Annotated in this window: 10 protein-coding genes; 3 read left to right on the forward strand and 7 right to left on the reverse strand. The window is 33.7% G+C overall.

What is annotated here, in order from left to right:
- Positions 1-2: 2 nt before the first annotated feature.
- Both E0F91_RS05785 and E0F91_RS05790 read right to left on the reverse strand, forming a co-directional pair.
- On the reverse strand, positions 3-1310 hold the full coding sequence (locus E0F91_RS05785) for an amidohydrolase family protein (protein WP_132065380.1): 1308 nt from the start codon (positions 1308-1310) through the stop codon (positions 3-5).
- A gap of 70 nt (positions 1311-1380) precedes the next feature.
- Positions 1381-4371 (reverse strand): amidohydrolase family protein, encoded by a 2991-nt coding sequence (locus tag E0F91_RS05790; RefSeq protein WP_132065381.1) that lies wholly within the window; start codon positions 4369-4371, stop codon positions 1381-1383.
- 233 nt (positions 4372-4604) lie between these two features.
- On the opposite strand from E0F91_RS05790, the gene E0F91_RS05795 reads away from it, so the two are divergent.
- From E0F91_RS05795 to E0F91_RS05805, 3 genes are all read left to right on the forward strand, one after another.
- A complete protein-coding gene (locus tag E0F91_RS05795; protein ID WP_132065382.1) occupies positions 4605-6140 on the forward strand; it encodes a YifB family Mg chelatase-like AAA ATPase in 1536 nt (511 codons plus the stop codon).
- A gap of 413 nt (positions 6141-6553) precedes the next feature.
- Positions 6554-7135 carry an REP-associated tyrosine transposase gene (locus E0F91_RS05800; protein ID WP_424955338.1) on the forward strand — a complete coding sequence of 194 codons (582 nt, stop codon included), beginning with the start codon at positions 6554-6556 and terminating at the stop codon, positions 7133-7135.
- A 456-nt stretch (positions 7136-7591) separates the two neighbouring features.
- On the forward strand, positions 7592-8290 hold the full coding sequence (locus E0F91_RS05805; protein WP_132065384.1) for a pseudouridine synthase: 699 nt from the start codon (positions 7592-7594) through the stop codon (positions 8288-8290).
- A 437-nt stretch (positions 8291-8727) separates the two neighbouring features.
- Here E0F91_RS05805 and E0F91_RS05810 read toward each other — a convergent pair whose 3' ends face one another.
- From E0F91_RS05810 to E0F91_RS05830, 5 genes are all read right to left on the reverse strand, one after another.
- On the reverse strand, positions 8728-9207 hold the full coding sequence (locus E0F91_RS05810) for a hypothetical protein (RefSeq protein WP_132065385.1): 480 nt from the start codon (positions 9205-9207) through the stop codon (positions 8728-8730).
- A gap of 335 nt (positions 9208-9542) precedes the next feature.
- Positions 9543-10832: a DEAD/DEAH box helicase gene (locus E0F91_RS05815; RefSeq protein ID WP_132065386.1), complete on the reverse strand. Its 1290-nt coding sequence runs from the start codon at positions 10830-10832 to the stop codon at positions 9543-9545.
- Between the two features lie 169 nt (positions 10833-11001).
- A complete protein-coding gene (gene ypfJ, locus E0F91_RS05820) occupies positions 11002-11862 on the reverse strand; it encodes a KPN_02809 family neutral zinc metallopeptidase (RefSeq protein WP_132065387.1) in 861 nt (286 codons plus the stop codon).
- An 87-nt stretch (positions 11863-11949) separates the two neighbouring features.
- Positions 11950-15792, reverse strand: a complete 3843-nt coding sequence (locus E0F91_RS05825; RefSeq protein ID WP_243698844.1) for a PAS domain S-box protein — start codon at positions 15790-15792, stop codon at positions 11950-11952.
- Positions 15793-16094: 302 nt separating this feature from the next.
- The gene (locus tag E0F91_RS05830) at positions 16095-16877 is read right to left on the reverse strand and encodes a hypothetical protein (protein ID WP_243698845.1); all 783 of its coding nucleotides are present in this window, start codon (positions 16875-16877) and stop codon (positions 16095-16097) included.
- Positions 16878-16900: the final 23 nt, after the last annotated feature.

A 16900-nucleotide genomic window follows, 5' to 3' on the forward strand; every position in this document is an offset into this window, starting at 1 on the left:
CTTTATTTTTGATTGTATTTAGTCTTGTATCTCTCATTCAGCCTAGTTTGATGCGTTTCTAAACTGATCATTCTACCTTGAATAAAAGCATTTGTTAATTTATTGGTTCTCATATCTAAAGCATCACCTTCGGATATAAATAACGTAGCATCTTTTCCTTGCTCCAAGGTACCACACTGCGCATCAATTCCTAATATTTTTGCAGTATTCGAAGTGATTAATTGTAACGCTTTTTCTTTATCCATTCCGTAAGCAGCGCATGTTCCTGCTAAAAATGGTAAGTTTCTGGTATTCATCCTTTCATGAGCACCACTATTTTCTAAACCAACCAAAACACCTTTGTCGGATAATAATTTGGCTGCTTTGTATGGCAAATCGATATCATGATCATCATTGTCAGGCATGTCATGAACTCTCCTTAATAAGACACCAATATTGTTTTTTTGTAATAATTCAGCAACTTTGTAGGCTTCATAACCACCAACAATAACCATTTTCTTAATACCATTTTCTTTGGTAAATTGCACCGCATCTATAATTTGCTTTTCTTCATTGGCATGAATGAATAGCGTTTGGCTTCCGTCATATAGACCTTTTGTGGATTCTAAAACTAAATTTCTTTCCTTTGAACTTTCACCTAAATAGGCTTTGGCATTAGATAAAAATCCTGATAATTCTAAAATTTGTTTTGTATAATCTTTATTGGTTTCGATATTTCCAGGTTCAAATCGTGAGCCACCTCTTCTAAAGGTAGTCGGGAAATTTACATGGATTCCGTCATTTTCTTTTACCAAAGCATCTGTCCAGTTCCAGGCATCCAATTGAACAATGGAGGAAGATCCAGAGATTGTTCCACCACGTGGCGTGATTTGAGCCATTAAAATACCGTTGGGTCTCACGGTTTCTATTACTTTTGAATCGGCGGTGTATGCAATAATACTTCTTACATTTGGATTCATAACTCCAATTTCATCTTCATCATCGGATGATTTTACAGCATCAATTTCAACAAGTCCCAATGTAGAATTTGGTGCAATAAATCCTGGATAGACATGTTTTCCGCTGGCATCAATCGTTACATCGTATGCTCCTGCGGCTAGTCGGATTACTGTAGCATCCGCAACCAAAGTGATTTTTCCATCCACAAATCCGATGGCGCTATTTTCAATTATTTCACCATTCCCTAAATGCGCTGTTGCATTAAGAATTAAAACAGATTTTAATTGTTTAGCGGCAGGTGTTTGTTGTGCTTTTGCAAGTATTGATATACTACATACTAACGCTAAGAGATATATTTTTTTACTAATCATATTTATACGTTTTTTAAAATTGCTTTGCTTTTTTATAAAAGCTCGGTTTTTTGAAATTCAAATTACTCCGTTATTCTTCCATAGAATCACAGTGATATTCTATTTTTTCCTTCTTTTTAGGTTCCTGAGTATTCATACCTTTATTCTTTTCTTGCAGTAACTGACCGATCAGCTCATTTCTTTCTTTAGCAATCGCTACTCTTTGCGCTTCATCTTTTTGCGCATCATAATATACAACTCCTTCAATAAGGGTTTTTTCAGCTTTAGCGTAAATAGATAACGGATTAGTATTCCATAATACAACGTCCGCATCTTTACCCACTTTTATACTTCCTACTTTATCATCAATACGCAATAGTTTAGCTGGATTCAGCGTCACGAATTTCCAAGCATCTTCCTCCGATATATTACCATATTTCACTGCTTTTGCCGCCTCTTGATTCAGTCTTCTGGACATTTCAGCATCATCAGAATTGTAGGCTACTACAAGTCCCGCATTGTGCATTATTGGCCCATTAAAAGGGATAGCATCATTTACTTCAAATTTATACGCCCACCAATCTGAGAAAGTAGAAGCTCCAACGCCGTGCTCTTTCATTTTATCGGCTACTTTATATCCTTCAAGAATGTGAGTATACGTATTTACTCTGAAATTAAATTTTTCGGCAACATTCATCAACATCAAAATTTCCGATTGTACATAAGAATGACAACTAATGAAACGTTCTTTGTTTAATATTTCAGCTAATGTTTGTAATTCTAAATCGACTCTTGGCGCATTTCCTTTTGCTTTTTTACCACTAGAATTGTATGCTTTCCAAGCCATATCATATTCTTTTGCACGCTGGAAGTAATCGGTAAAAACTTGTTCAACTCCCATTCTGGTTTGCGGAAAACGAGTAGGATTAGTGATTCCCCAATTGGCTTGTTTTACATTTTCTCCCAAAGCAAATTTGATGAAACCAGGTTGATTTTTATAAAGCATTTCTTCTGCAGAAGCACCCCATTTCCATTTTACAATTGCAGAGCGTCCACCAATAGGATTAGCGGAACCGTGTAATAATTGCGAAATAGTTACTCCACCAGCTAAATCTCTGTAGATATTAATGTCTTCTGAATTTACCACATCTTGTATTGTTACTTCAGCACTAGAATTGTGTCCGCCTTCGTTGACACCATTAGAAATTGCAATATGCGAATGTTCATCAATAATTCCGCTGGTTAAATGTTTGCCTTTGGCATCGACGATTGTTGCAGCTGCGTCAGAAATATTTTTCCCGATAGACGCGATTTTTCCGTTTTTAACTAATACATCCGTTTCTTCAAGAATCCCTTCTTTTTCATTGGTCCAAACAGTAGCATTTTTGAATAATAAGGTTTCTGCGGTGGGTTTTTTCAAATTACCATAAGCAACATTTGGAAATGTTGTTGGGATAATCATGTTGTTTTTCTCAATTTTCGAGGAATCAACCACTTTTACAAAAGGTGCCGTTTTTACAGCAGACCATTTTACTTCATTTCCATTAAATAAAACGGCTTTTCCAGAAAGATTTTGTGTGTCTTCAATATATCCAATTAATCTAATAAAGCTAGTTTTAGTGGAATCATTAGGTTTGATTACTGTCGAAATCCAATTGTTGGTCATCGTCAGTTTTGAGTTTACTTTTTTAGCATCAACTGTTGTAATTTCTGATTTTGGTGCGCTAATTTCGCCATTAATCTTCCATTTGTATTTTTCATTGTTGATGGTTAAATCATAATTCCCACGAATATCTTTTGTAGTCAAGTCATTAATAACAAATTTGTTTCCTTGAACCCAGTTTTCATAGAGTATTGTTTTTTCTTCGAAAATTTCTCCAGAAGTAATAACGAAATTCGCTAAACTTCCTGTTTTCAAAGTTCCCATTTCGTTACTTTTTCCTAAAAGTGCAGCAGGAATTGTAGTCAATGCTTCTAACGCTTTTGTTTTATCAAAACCATATTTGATGGCTCTTAAAAGATTCGGTCTAAAATCTTCCATTTTCTTTAATTTGTCTGTCGTCAATGCGAAAACAATTCCGTTATCAGCTAAAACTTTAAGGTTAGTAGGCGCTTGGTTCCAAAAACGCAAATCTTTTAATTCCATTTGGTTCGCTTGATTGGGATCTGAAACATCATAGGCTTCAGGGAAATTGATTGGAATAATAAATTTAGAACTCGTTTTTTTGATTTCCTCAATGCGTTCAAATTCGTTTCCGTTTCCTTTAAGAACATAATTTAAACCAAATTCCTTCGCTATTTTGGCAGCACGTAAACTGTTTAATTTGTCTTCAGAAGCAAATATTTGGATCAATTTTTCATTATTTGCTAAGGCTTCTAATGATAAATCTTTGGTTGTTGAATTGCCTTTTTTGTACCAATCCAGATCATGATACATTTGGCGTAATAATGCCATCATTCCCATTAAAGAACTTGGGTAGGATTGATTTGTGGTTACACTTTTAGTAAACGCAAAGTGATTGGTCACTTTATCAGAAAGCAATTGATTCTTTTTTTCAAAGTTGTTTAAAGCGATTAAAGTTCCTGATCCGCGTGCAATTCCGTCTGGGATATGAGTTCCCACAACACCAAATCCGGCTTTTAATAATTCTTCGGCTTTAGTTTGGTCGTATTTGAAAGCTTCGTAAGCATTCACCTCGGAACGAATGCTCTCATTCCAATAAAAACCTGATCTTTTTGTATCATACAAAGGGTTTCTTTCGGTGATTCCTTTTGGTTTTTCGATTCCAAAACTGGTATACATATCAATAAAAGAAGGATAAACGGATCTTCCCTCCAGATTGATTGTCGTGCAATTTTTTGGGATGGAAATATTTGTTCCAACACCGATAACTTTTCCGTTTTGAATCAGTAAGGTACCTTTTTCGATAACTTGTGTGGGCGTTACATAAATTTTCGCATTGGTAAAAGCGGTAAAATTGGTGTTTTTGTTTTGAACACTTTCATTATTCGGAAAGTATTCTTGTGCGTAGGTTTTTGGCAGTAAAAAACTTAAAAAGAGAAGTAATACAATTTTTTTCATAGTGTGGTTTCTAATTATTTCCTAAAAGTAGAAAAATGTTAATATTATACCTTCAATTTTTTAAATTTTAACATTTTGTTTTTGCGAATAATGAATGGTATTGGGTTGATCATCATACTATTTGGAGTATTTTTTGAATATTTTATGTTATTTAGTATTTTATCAGAAGTTATGTAAGATTTTTTATAATAATAAGAAAAGTTTTCTCTAATTTTAGAATAAAATAAATACAGATGCTAGTTAAAGTTTTTGGAAGTGCAGTTTTTGGAGTCGAAGCTACAACTATTACAGTTGAGGTAAATATTGATAAAGGGATTGGTTATCATTTAGTTGGCTTGCCAGACAATGCCATCAAGGAAAGCAGTTACCGAATTGCGGCTGCACTTAAAAATAATGGTTACGCCATGCCCGGGAAAAAAATAACGATCAATATGGCTCCCGCCGATTTGCGTAAAGAAGGTTCTGCGTATGACTTAACTTTAACTATAGGAATTTTGGTTGCGTCCGGACAAATCAAGGCGGAGGATGTTGATAAATACATTATTATGGGAGAACTTTCTCTTGATGGAAGTCTTCAACCGATACGTGGCGCTTTGCCAATTGCGATAAAAGCCAAAGAAGAAGGTTTTAAAGGTTTTTTTCTTCCAAAGCAAAATGTAAAAGAAGCAGCAATTGTTGCTGGATTAGATGTTTATGGAATCGAAAATGTTCAGGAAGTGATTGATTTCTTGGAAGGAAAAGGAACTCTGGAACCAACAACTATAGATACACGAGCCGAATTTTATAAAACATTAGATTTTCCCGAATTTGACTTTTCAGATGTCAAAGGACAAGAAAGCATCAAGCGCTGTATGGAAATTGCGGCAGCGGGAGGACATAATATTATCTTGATAGGTCCGCCGGGTGCTGGAAAAACAATGCTTGCCAAACGATTACCAAGTATTTTGCCGCCGATGACGTTACGTGAAGCATTAGAAACGACTAAAATTCATAGTGTTGCCGGAAAGCTAAAGGAAGTCGGTTTGATGAATCAACGCCCTTTTCGTAGTCCGCATCACACGATCTCGAACGTCGCGCTTGTTGGTGGAGGAAGTTATCCGCAACCGGGTGAAATTTCTATGGCGCATAATGGCGTTTTATTTCTGGATGAATTGCCGGAATTTAAAAGAGATGTTCTTGAAGTAATGCGTCAACCTTTAGAAGATCGCGAAGTGACAATTTCGAGAGCCAAGTTTACAGTTACCTATCCTTCCTCTTTTATGCTGGTGGCCAGTATGAACCCTAGTCCAAGCGGTTTTTTTAACGATCCTGATTCTCCACAAACATCTTCTCCACACGAAATGCAACGGTACTTAAGTAAAATTTCCGGACCTTTATTAGATAGAATTGATATTCACATCGAAGTGACGCCAGTTCCTTTCGAAAAATTATCTGATGACCAAAAAGCAGAAAGCAGTGTTGACATTCGTAAAAGAGTGACTGCTGCTCGAGAAATACAAACTGCTCGCTTTGAGCAAATGGAAAACATCCATTACAATGCACAAATGAATACCAAACACATTCGGGAATATTGTGCCTTGGATGATGTTTCCAAACAATTATTGAAAACGGCAATGGAACGATTGAATCTTTCGGCACGAGCTTATGATCGTATTTTGAAAGTGGCACGAACAATTGCTGATCTTGATGCCGCTCCAATAGTAATTTCCAGTCATATTGCTGAAGCAATCCAATACAGAAGCTTGGATCGTGATGGTTGGTTGGGTTAAAATAGATTTTAGTTGTATAGATTATGCTCCGCAAATTCTCCGACTTTGAGGTAGTGACTCTCGGTTTTCAATCGATTTTATTTTTGATTATTTGATTTTTATGTCAGTCACAGACTGACGAATGCATCCTCAAAGTCAGAGACTTTACGGAGCGAGAAATTGATTTGATATAGTTGATTTTATGTCAGTCACAGACTGACGAATGTATCCTCAAAGTCAGAGACTTTGCGGAGCGAGACGAGTAATTTATAAGTCCGTTACTACTGATGACCGCATCCTCAATTCGGATACTTTGTATTGCGGAAGCAAAATTTAAAATTTTATGCTCCGCAAAGTCTCCGACTTTGAGGAAGTGATTTTCAGTCTCTGACTGACCCTAAAAAGACAAAATTAAAGATAAAGAAGGATTTATAATTCGAGATCAATCCAAACCGCATTTTATAACCGCGACGGTTGTAGACTGGGTTGATGTTTTTTCTAGAAAAACGTATAAAGATTGTATTATCGAAAGTTTGGATTTTTGCATTAAAAACAAAGGAATGATTTTGTATGGATTTGTAATTATGTCCAATCACATGCATTTAATTATTCAATCAGAAAACAATAAATTATCTGATTTGATTCGGGATTTCAAGAAGTTTACGGCAAAGACTATTTTGAGTAAAATTGAAAATGAGCCAGAAAGTAGAGCCGATTGGATGCTGAAACGTTTTGAATTTGCTTGTAAAAGTCACAGTCGAAATGAAAAATATCAGTTCTGGCAATATGGGAGTCATCCTGAAGAAATTTTTTCAGAAAAGTTCTTTTGGTCGAAATTGGATTATATACATTTGAATCCTGTTCGAGCAGGAATAGTGGACAAAGCTTCTCATTATATATATTCCAGTGCTTCCAATTATGTTGAAGATAGTGGCATTACAGCAATTACAAAAGTTGATAATCCAGTAATTGATGTTTTGAAACCGCAATCGATTAGTACTTTTGATAAGTGGTGAGAAAGGTCAGAGACCTTATTACACATCCTCAAAGTCAGAGACTTTGCGGAGCGTAAGTAATTGATGTTTTGAAACTGCAATCGATTAGTACTTTTGATAAGTGCTGAGAAAGGTCAGAGACCTTATTACACATTCTCAAAGTCAGAGACTTTGCGAAGCGTAAGTAATTGATGTTTTGAAACTGCAATCGATTAATACCTTTTATAAGTGGTGATAAAGGTCGGAGACCTTATTACACATTCTCAAAGTCAGAGACTTTGCGGAGCGTGAGTAATTGATGTTTTGAAACCGCAATCGATTAGTACTTTTGACAAGTGCTGAGAAAGGTCGGAGACCTTATTACGCATCCTCAAAGTCAGAGACTTTGCGGAGCGATCGAGCAGGGAAAAAAGAAAAGTATAGAAATAAATAAGTCAAAAAAGAGATTTCGATAGAAATCTCTTTTATTTTTGCCACATGTTAGAAATCCTGTACCAAGACGAATATATTATTGCAATTAATAAACCAAGTGGATTATTAGTTCACAAATCATTTTATGCGCGCGATGCAAAAGTGTTTGCTATTCAAGAATTGAGAAATCAAATAGGAGGGCAACACGTTTATCCTATTCATCGGTTGGATCGCAAAACATCTGGTGTCTTATTATTTGCGTTGGATACAGCCGTTTTAAAAATTATGAATGATCGTTTTGCCACACGCGAAGTCGAAAAAAAATATTTAGCAATTTTACGGGGTTGGTCACCCGAAGAACTAACGATTGATTATGATTTAACCAATGATGATGGTATTGTACAAAATGCAATAACCTACTTTCATCGCTTGCAAAGTACCGAAATTGAGTTAGAATTTAACAATAAACTAACGTCACGATATTGTTTGGTAGAAGCGATTCCAGAAACGGGGCGTATGCATCAATTACGAAAACATTTCAAACATATTTTTCATCCCATTTTAGGAAGTCGGCCACATGGTTGTAACAAACAAAATAAATTATGGTTGGAGCATTTTGAACTGAAAGGAATGATGCTTCATGCACATCAGTTAATTTTTAATCATCCCATAACAAATGAACCACTGATCTTGAATGCTAAGATTAATGAAGAGTTTAGCAGAGTTGGTACTATTCTTAAGCTAGATTTGAAAGAGTATGAATAAAATATTGATTTGTAAAGTAATGCTATAAATGATTGGTCTATTTCGAATCAACAGTTTTCAGTATAAAGAGGAATAGATTTCAGATTTTTGATTAACGATTTTTGATTTCAGATTTTTATCGCAACGTTCCACAGAGTCTCTTATTTTGAGGAGTGACTTTCTATTTATAATCGATTTTGTTTTTAAAATATTTGAATTTTAAGGTCAGTCGGATACTGAAAAAAACATACTCAAAGTCAGAGACTTTGCTTAGCAGGTTTTAAAATCTGCAAAATTGATGATGTGATTGCTAGCGCGCGAGTCCCGCTCGTGGCTATTACAAATTTTTAGTGATTTACTTTTGATAGTATTCACGAGCAGTACACTCGCGCCAGCGGGGTCAAAACTTACCGAAAACTTAGCAATGAAGTTTTGCGCGCTGTTACAAGTAGTTGCAATTAATTCTTCAATTCGGATATTGAATCAGTAATTTCTTGTTGATTATATTTTCCAGTTAGTATTTTGAAATCACCATTTTTATTAAGAATAACTATTGATGAGCAAGTTTTATCTTTAGGAAAAAAAATGTTGCGAATGATTTCGTTTTTGTCAATATGAATATTATTGTTTTTAGATATTTGATTTCTTCCTATGCAGTCAGAATAAACAAATTCTTTTTTAGCATTTTTTAGATCTACATTTTTATAAAATTCACTCCAATAATCAATTGTTTGAGTAATATTTTTATCATAATCTAAATCTGAAAAATTTATCGGCGTTATGAAGTTAATAACCAATATATTTTCATCATGCCAATTAAACTCTGTTTCAATAGATTTGATTTCTGTCAATGTAAGTTTAACAAAACGAGGAATTGAATTTTGAGCACTTGATTTTAAACCAAAAAATATAAATAATATTAAAATCCATTTCTTCATTTTGAGTTGTTTTTTTTAGCAATTACAGCTGACTTGCTTGTATGTCTGACAAAAGCATACAAAGCCACCCAATTCAGGGTCGATAGGTCTCACAACAGTCATACTATTTATTCCAAATATATTGATTTTTTCTTACAAGTCATCTTGCTATTGTAAATTTATGGGATGAATTTACAAATACTATTATGAAAATAAAAACGCGCTATATAGCCCCGATAGCAATGAAAAACCTAGTAAGAGCTGGTGTTCAGCTCTTACTAGGTTTGTAATGTATAGCGGGAAATACGTTCTTAAAAAACGAAAATATGCTGCTCCTAAAAAAGAATAAAAATTAATTATCTATTAGAGCGTCTGTCATTACTTTGACTCGGGCGTCTTGGACCAAAACTGTTATTGCTGCTTCGGTTTGTAGTTTCGGTTTTTGGTTTTCGCGGAGTTGAATCGCGTTGTTGTCTTCCTTGCCCTTGTTTAATTGGTTCTTTGGAAGCGTTAGGATCTGGTTCAAAACCTTTGATGTTTTCTTTAGGTAAATTTAAACCTACCAGTTTTTCTATATCACGTAAAAACACCGTTTCGTCCGGGCTGAATAACGAAATAGCTTCTCCATTTGCTCCAGCTCTTCCGGTACGACCAATTCGGTGAACGTAATCTTCAGGAATATTAGGCAATTCAAAATTGACAACATGCGGCAGCAATGGAATATCCAGACCTCGCGCGGCAATATCAGTAGCGACTAAAGCTGTTAGGCTTCCATCTTTGAAACCCGCTAAGGCTTTGGTTCGTGCGCCTTGCCCTTTGTTACCGTGAATAGCTGCTGCTTTAATACCGGCGCTAATCATGCTTTCCGTCAGTTTGTTAGCGCCTTGTTTGGTACGGGTAAAAACTAAAATCTGTTTCCAGTTTCCTTCCGTGATCAATTTAATGATTAATTCTGTTTTTTTCTCTTTGGCAACAGGATATATTATTTGAGTAATAGCATCCACTGTTGTATTTTCCGGGGTAGCTTCTACATGAACGGGATGGTGCAAAATTCCCATCGCCAATTTCTTGATGTCTGTTGAGAATGTTGCCGAAAACATCAAGTTTTGTCTTTTTGAAGGCAATACTTTTATAATGCGCTCAATGTCTCTTACGAAACCCATGTCCAGCATGCGGTCTGCTTCGTCAAGAACTAAGATTTCTACTTTAGCAAGTGATATTAGTCCTTGATTTTGCAAATCGATTAATCGACCTGGCGTGGCCACTAAAATATCGACACCCTGACGCAGTTGTGTCACTTGTGGATTCTGGTTTACACCACCAAAAATAACGGTGCTTTTCAGGTCTAAAAACACACTGTACTCTTTGATATTCGCTAATATTTGCGCGGCTAATTCTCTTGTTGGCGTTAATATTAAGGCCCGAATAGGTCTTTGTCTTAAGTGCTGCCCTTGTGATAATAGTTGTAAAATAGGTAATGTAAAGCCGGCTGTTTTTCCTGTTCCTGTTTGTGCGGATGCCAGAACATCTTTACCTTCTAATATTGGGGGAATTGCTTTTTGTTGTATTGGAGAAGGAGTTGTATATCCTTTTTTGCTGATGGCTTTAAGTAAAGCATCAGATAAACCTAATGAGTTAAATGACATAAATGGTGTTTATAAAGTAAACACTAGTATGTAGGTTACTTTTTTAATTGGGCGCAAAGGTACTGTTAATTTTTCCGATGTGCTTTTGATTGACCCGATTTGTTTAAATATAAGCACAAAAAAAAATCGGGAATAGATCCCGATTTTTAAATTCTTATTGAATTGAACTTTATCTTATTTCTGCAAAAGTATCGCCTTGAGTGATATCTCCCGATTTATAGCCTTTCATAAACCAAGCTTTTCGTTGTGCAGAAGTTCCGTGCGTAAAAGATTCGGGAACAATATGTCCTTGAATTTTAGCTTGAATTGCATCATCACCTACGGCATGTGCCGCACTTAATGCTTCTTCAATATCGCCTTCTTCTAGGAAGTTGTTCATTTTTTGATTGTAATGTGTCCAAACACCTGCGTAAAAATCAGCCTGTAATTCCAGCGCTACTGATAATTTATTGGCTTCAGCCTGGCTTTTTCCTTGTTGCATTTGTCTCATTTTTGCGGAAGTTCCTAGTACCGTTTGTACGTGATGACCAATTTCGTGTGCAATTACGTATGCTGTTGCAAAATCGCCTCCTTGAGCACCAAATTTAGTTTTCAGTTCTTCAAAAAATGATAAATCCATGTAGACTTTTTGGTCTGCTGGACAATAAAAAGGTCCAGATGCAGAAGTAGCGTTACCGCACTTTGTTTCAACAGCTTGGGTAAACAATACTAAATTTGGTCTTTCATACTGCATATTATTCTCTTGAAATATTTTCTTCCACACATCCTCCGTATCTACTAATATGGCTTCTATAAATTTGCCTTCTTCGATTTCGGCTGCGGTTAAATCTCTTTGTTCCGTTGGAGCGCTATTTCCTTGATTCATTTGTTCTAGGATTGGCGTAAGCATTTGGACATTTTCTCCACCAAAAGTGTTTAGTAACAAAATAATAATACCAATAATTCCACCTCCAACAATTGTTTTTCCACCAGAAGACATTCCTCTTCGGTCTTCAAAATTTTCACTTGAACGTCTGCCACTCCATTTCATAATCTGTTATTTTTAATTGTTAGTACGCTTTTGTGTTACAAAATTACATCATTTTAGGTATAATTATTTTATCTTTTTAAATTGAGTTCAGTGTACCCATTTCAAAAATGTTTCTTCAATGATTCCTTTTATTATTGGTTTTGGAATATAATCATTCATACCTGCATTTAGACATTTTTCTTTTTCTTCTTTTTCTGTTCCCGCGGTAATGGCAATTATAGGTACGTCCTGTCCCGATTTTAAGTTCCGAATGATTTCTGTCGCTTCATAACCATTCATCACAGGCATTTGGATATCCATAAAAATAATATCAGGATTTATTTTTTCATATTGTTCTACAGCTTCTTTACCATTTACAACTTGATAAATAGAAGTAGGTACCGATAAGTTTTTGATAATAGTTTGAAGTAACAACATGTTCACCTTGTTGTCCTCCACTATTAAAACAGTTATTATTTTAGTTGTGACTTTGCTTCTCACTGCTATGTCTTTAATGGTATCAAAATTAGTATCGAATAAGCTAATACTTTCAGATGCTTCGTTACTAGTTTTTAATTCTAAGTCAAAATAGAAAGTACTTCCTACATCTACTGTACTCTCTAATTGTAAATGACTGTTCATCAAACCAAGCAATTGATTTGAAATTGTTAGTCCTAAACCCGTGCCACCAAATTTTCTAGTAGTTGAGCTGTCTTCTTGTGAAAAGGCCTGAAATATTTTCTTTTTATTTTCTTCTAATATTCCAATTCCTGTATCGATTACGGCAAATCGAATTATATTTCTTGAATTATCTATTTCCTTGATTAAGGATAGTTCTAGTTTTATAGCACCTTTTAAAGTGAATTTCACTGCATTGGCTAATAAATTGATTAAAATTTGTTTCAAGCGAACGCTATCGATCCAAAGATATTTAGGGATATCAGACGGAATAATAAGTTCTAAATTCAACTTTTTTTGATTGGACTCATATAAAATTAAATCAATTACAGGTTTTAATATTTCATGAATATCATATTTTTCAATGTATAAATCGAGTTTACCGGCTTCAATTTTTGAAAAATCAAGAATGTCATTGATAATGTCTAGTAAAGAATGTGCAGATTGACTTATCGTTGTCATGTATTTCTCCTGTGTGATTCCAAGGTTTGTCTTCATTAATAAATCAGTGAACCCAATAATTCCATTTAAAGGCGTTCTTATTTCATGACTCATGTTCGCTAGAAATTCAGATTTAGCTTTGTTGGCGGCTTCAGCTAATTCTTTTTGTTGCATAACGGTTTCGGTTTTTTTTCTCTCGGTAATATCAATAAAAATGCCTTCAATAAAAGCAATTTTTCCATCTTTATAGATAGTATCACCAAACTCTTCTACCCAAACAATGTGATTGTCTTTGTGTATAATTCGGTACGTTAAATGAATTGGGATTCTGTTGTCTATTGCATATTTCTGAGCAGCAATAGTGCTCACTTTATCTTCGGGATGAATTAAATCAATAAATGACAATTGATTATTTAAGAATTCTGATTTTGGATGACCAGTAAGTTTTTCAATTTCATCATTGATATAAATTTTAGTATTATCGTCATCATAATTTGATAAATATACACTTCCTGGAATATTATTAGCTAACAATCGGAATTTTTCTTCACTTTCATAAATAGCGGTTTCATTTGTAATGCGCTCTATTGAAGATGCGATGTTACTCGCTAATGTTTGTAAAATATTTACTTCATCCTCTGACCATTTTCGCTCTTCCTTTGTATCATCAAATCCCAAAAATCCATGGAATTTGTCTTTTACAAAAATTGGAAAAAGGATTAGAGACACTACGTCAACATTAATCAGTTTATTTCTTAAGGAAACATTTTGAATTTTAGGAATTAAGGCTGTATATATTTTATTATTTAGAAGGGGCGTTATTAGTTCTTCAAAGTATTCTTGTGGTAAATTTTGAAGCTTAACATTGTTTTCAGATAGTTTTATGTTTTGTATTATCCACCTGTATTTTTGACTTATCAAACCTGTATTTAAATCATTTTCGTAGTAATATGCTCTATGAGATTTAGTCGCTTTTCCCATAATTATAAGAACATCTGAGAAAATATCGTTGATGTCATTGCTGTTTAAAAATTTCTCGGTGCAAAGAGCCATAGCCGATAACAAATCACTCTTATATTTTAATTTTTTCTCTGCTTCGTATCTACTATGAGAAATTATAGTCAATGAGATGATGTCAGAGATTGTTCTGGCGAAAATAATATCATCATTATCCCATAACCTTTTATTTTTTGCCGTTTCAAAGCTGATCGTCCCAGTTAGTTCGCCACTGATAAAAACAGGAATGTCAAGTTGAGATTTGATATCATATTTTAGAAAATAATTTTCTTTAAATTCTGATAATTCCCATTTTTTAAATACATCAGGTGCACTTATTTGTTTTTTGCTTTTTATAGATTCAAAGTAAATAGGATAATTTTCCTTTTCAATAACATATCCTTTACTAAAGGTATTGGTTTCTAATTCATACAAGTTTTCACAAGTAATCAACTCTTCGGTATAATTCCAATAACTAACTCGATTGCATTTAGTAGCTTTTGCAGCAGCTTCAATGATTTGCATTATACTAAGATCAAGATTTTTGTAACTACTAAAGTTTGTAGTGGATAGTTTTTTAATTGTTTTGTTGTAATCTTCTACTTTTTTCTGACGAATTTTATTTTCAAATTCAATATTTTTTAATTTAGTAATATCTCTTGCAATACCGGAGTATCCTATTAAGATTCCTGTTTCATTTCGATTGGTAATTACTTTTTGAGATACCCATAATTCTTCGCCGTTCTTTTTAAGTAATGGAAATTCGATCGTAGGAAAGTCTTGCTCATTTTCTAACAAATTCTGATAAAAGCTTTTGATTTTAGTACAGTAATCTTCGCGTATGAATTCTAAATAATGTTTGGTCAACATTTCTTTTTTGTAGTATCCTAACGTTTTTATCGTAAATTCATTTACAAAGGTGAAATTACCCAGGTTGTCTACCTCAAAAATAAGATCAGTTGCGTTTTGAATTAAATTTTTATATTGATTTTGTAAATTGATTTCACTAGTCACATCTTGACCAATACCAATAATTAAATCATCTGAAAATTTCTTGTCATTCCATTGTATGTGCTTGTAATCTCCGTTTTTACATTTTACTTTTCGGGTAAAAATTCTATCAACTTTAAACTTCTTGTGATAGTCTTCCCCATAGAATTCAGTATCTTCGCTTACTTTCCAATAGCCCAATCCCATAACTTCGGCTACAGTGTAACCTAAAATGGTCCCTACATTTTCACTACAAAAAACAATTTCTCCTTTTTTATTTGTTGCTAAAATCAGAGAATTTCCTTTGTTGATAATTTGATTGTTAAATTTAGTTACATTATTATTATTTATCCACAATATGAAGCGAATATAATTTATAATTACAATGATAACGGAGTTGATAAATAATACTAAAATTGTTTTAAAGGGCACTAATTCAAAAACATAAATAACAACAAAATAGATAGTGACAGCCGTTATAAAACCCCAGTACAGTTTTAAAGATTTGAGAACGATATAGGAAAAAAATAACGTTACTACAAAAGCTATTATAGGAATAATATCTGTAGGAGTAACTATTATATTCCTACAAATTACGCTAAAATAGAGTAAAAAACAAACAGTAAAAATTTTTTGAATATTTCTAAAAATTATTTCGGATTTGGTGCTGATATAAAACAAAATCAGAAAGCAGGCTCCGATACTGAAGTTAATTACCAGTAAGCTTTTAGGTCTGATTTTTAAAAATTCATAAGTAATTTCTATGATGGGTAATATGATTCCTAAAAACAGCAGATAAATTTGATATTCCTTTTTTTTAGTAATGGCCTTGGCACTTTTTTCCAATAAATTACTTTTTAATCCTGTTCTTATTTTGAAAATCTTATATATTAGAAAAAGGATTAAAACAGGAATAACAATACAAAATAGCACATTAGTTACTAATGAGTTAGGTGTCCACAAAAAAATCAATTCTCTTGGGGAAGTATATAATTGGCTATAGTAGAATACCATAGGTTGTATTGGCTTAGGTTAAAAACTAAATTAATTAGGAGTTATTTTGGCAGTTAATTTAGTAATTTATTTTAAATAAAAAACCAAAACAGATTGCTATTTCTGTAATGGTTTTTATTCAAATACAAGTTTAATTAGATTGTTTCCTCTTGCTCAATTTCGCTTTCAAATCCAATTATTTTACTATAAATAACGTAGTATAAAGAATACATAAAAGGTATAGTAAAGAAAATTCCGATACAACATCCTATTAATCCCACCATTATTGCAACACCTCCAACGATAATTAAACCCAATAGAATCAGGGGTTGTTTCGATACAATCATAAGACTTGTTTCTATAGCTTCAATGGCTTTTAATTTCCCGAAAATGATAAGCGGAATCATTAAGATGGTGAATAAAGTTACAGTCAAGGTATTAACAAAACCCAGAATTGGAATTTGTGCGTAATCAATTATCGCAGAGAGGATAGAGCTCACTACAGAAACGAGTAATGTAGCGATGAAAAGTTCCTTGAAATATGGAGCTTTAAAAAACTCGAACATAGTTGAAACATGAAACTCCTCATCTCTTTCAGCACAATAGGCCATTTTTATTAATCCAGCAGTAAAAGGACTTAACAACGAACCGATTAAAACGGAAACAGCTGAAATAATTAATAAAGTAGATAAAGAAAGTGCTTCTGGTTTTAGGTTTTCTGGTTTTAGAAATTCTAAAGTGGCGGCGCTGCCAAAATAAGCAATGAGTATTCCAAATGCTACTAAACTAAAGAGGAAAAAAAACACAAAAATAACTAGACCGCCATAAAGTGCAATTTTTTTGTAATTTTCGAATGCATGGTTGAAAACAGTACCAAAATCCAATTCGTATCCGTTATTTTTTATTCTTTCTATTCGATTTTGAGTAGTATTCATCATTTGGTTTTAGTATTATTTAATTG

It is taken from the genome of Flavobacterium sandaracinum (genome assembly GCF_004349135.1).
In the GTDB taxonomy this organism is placed as follows: Bacteria; Bacteroidota; Bacteroidia; order Flavobacteriales; family Flavobacteriaceae; genus Flavobacterium; species Flavobacterium sandaracinum.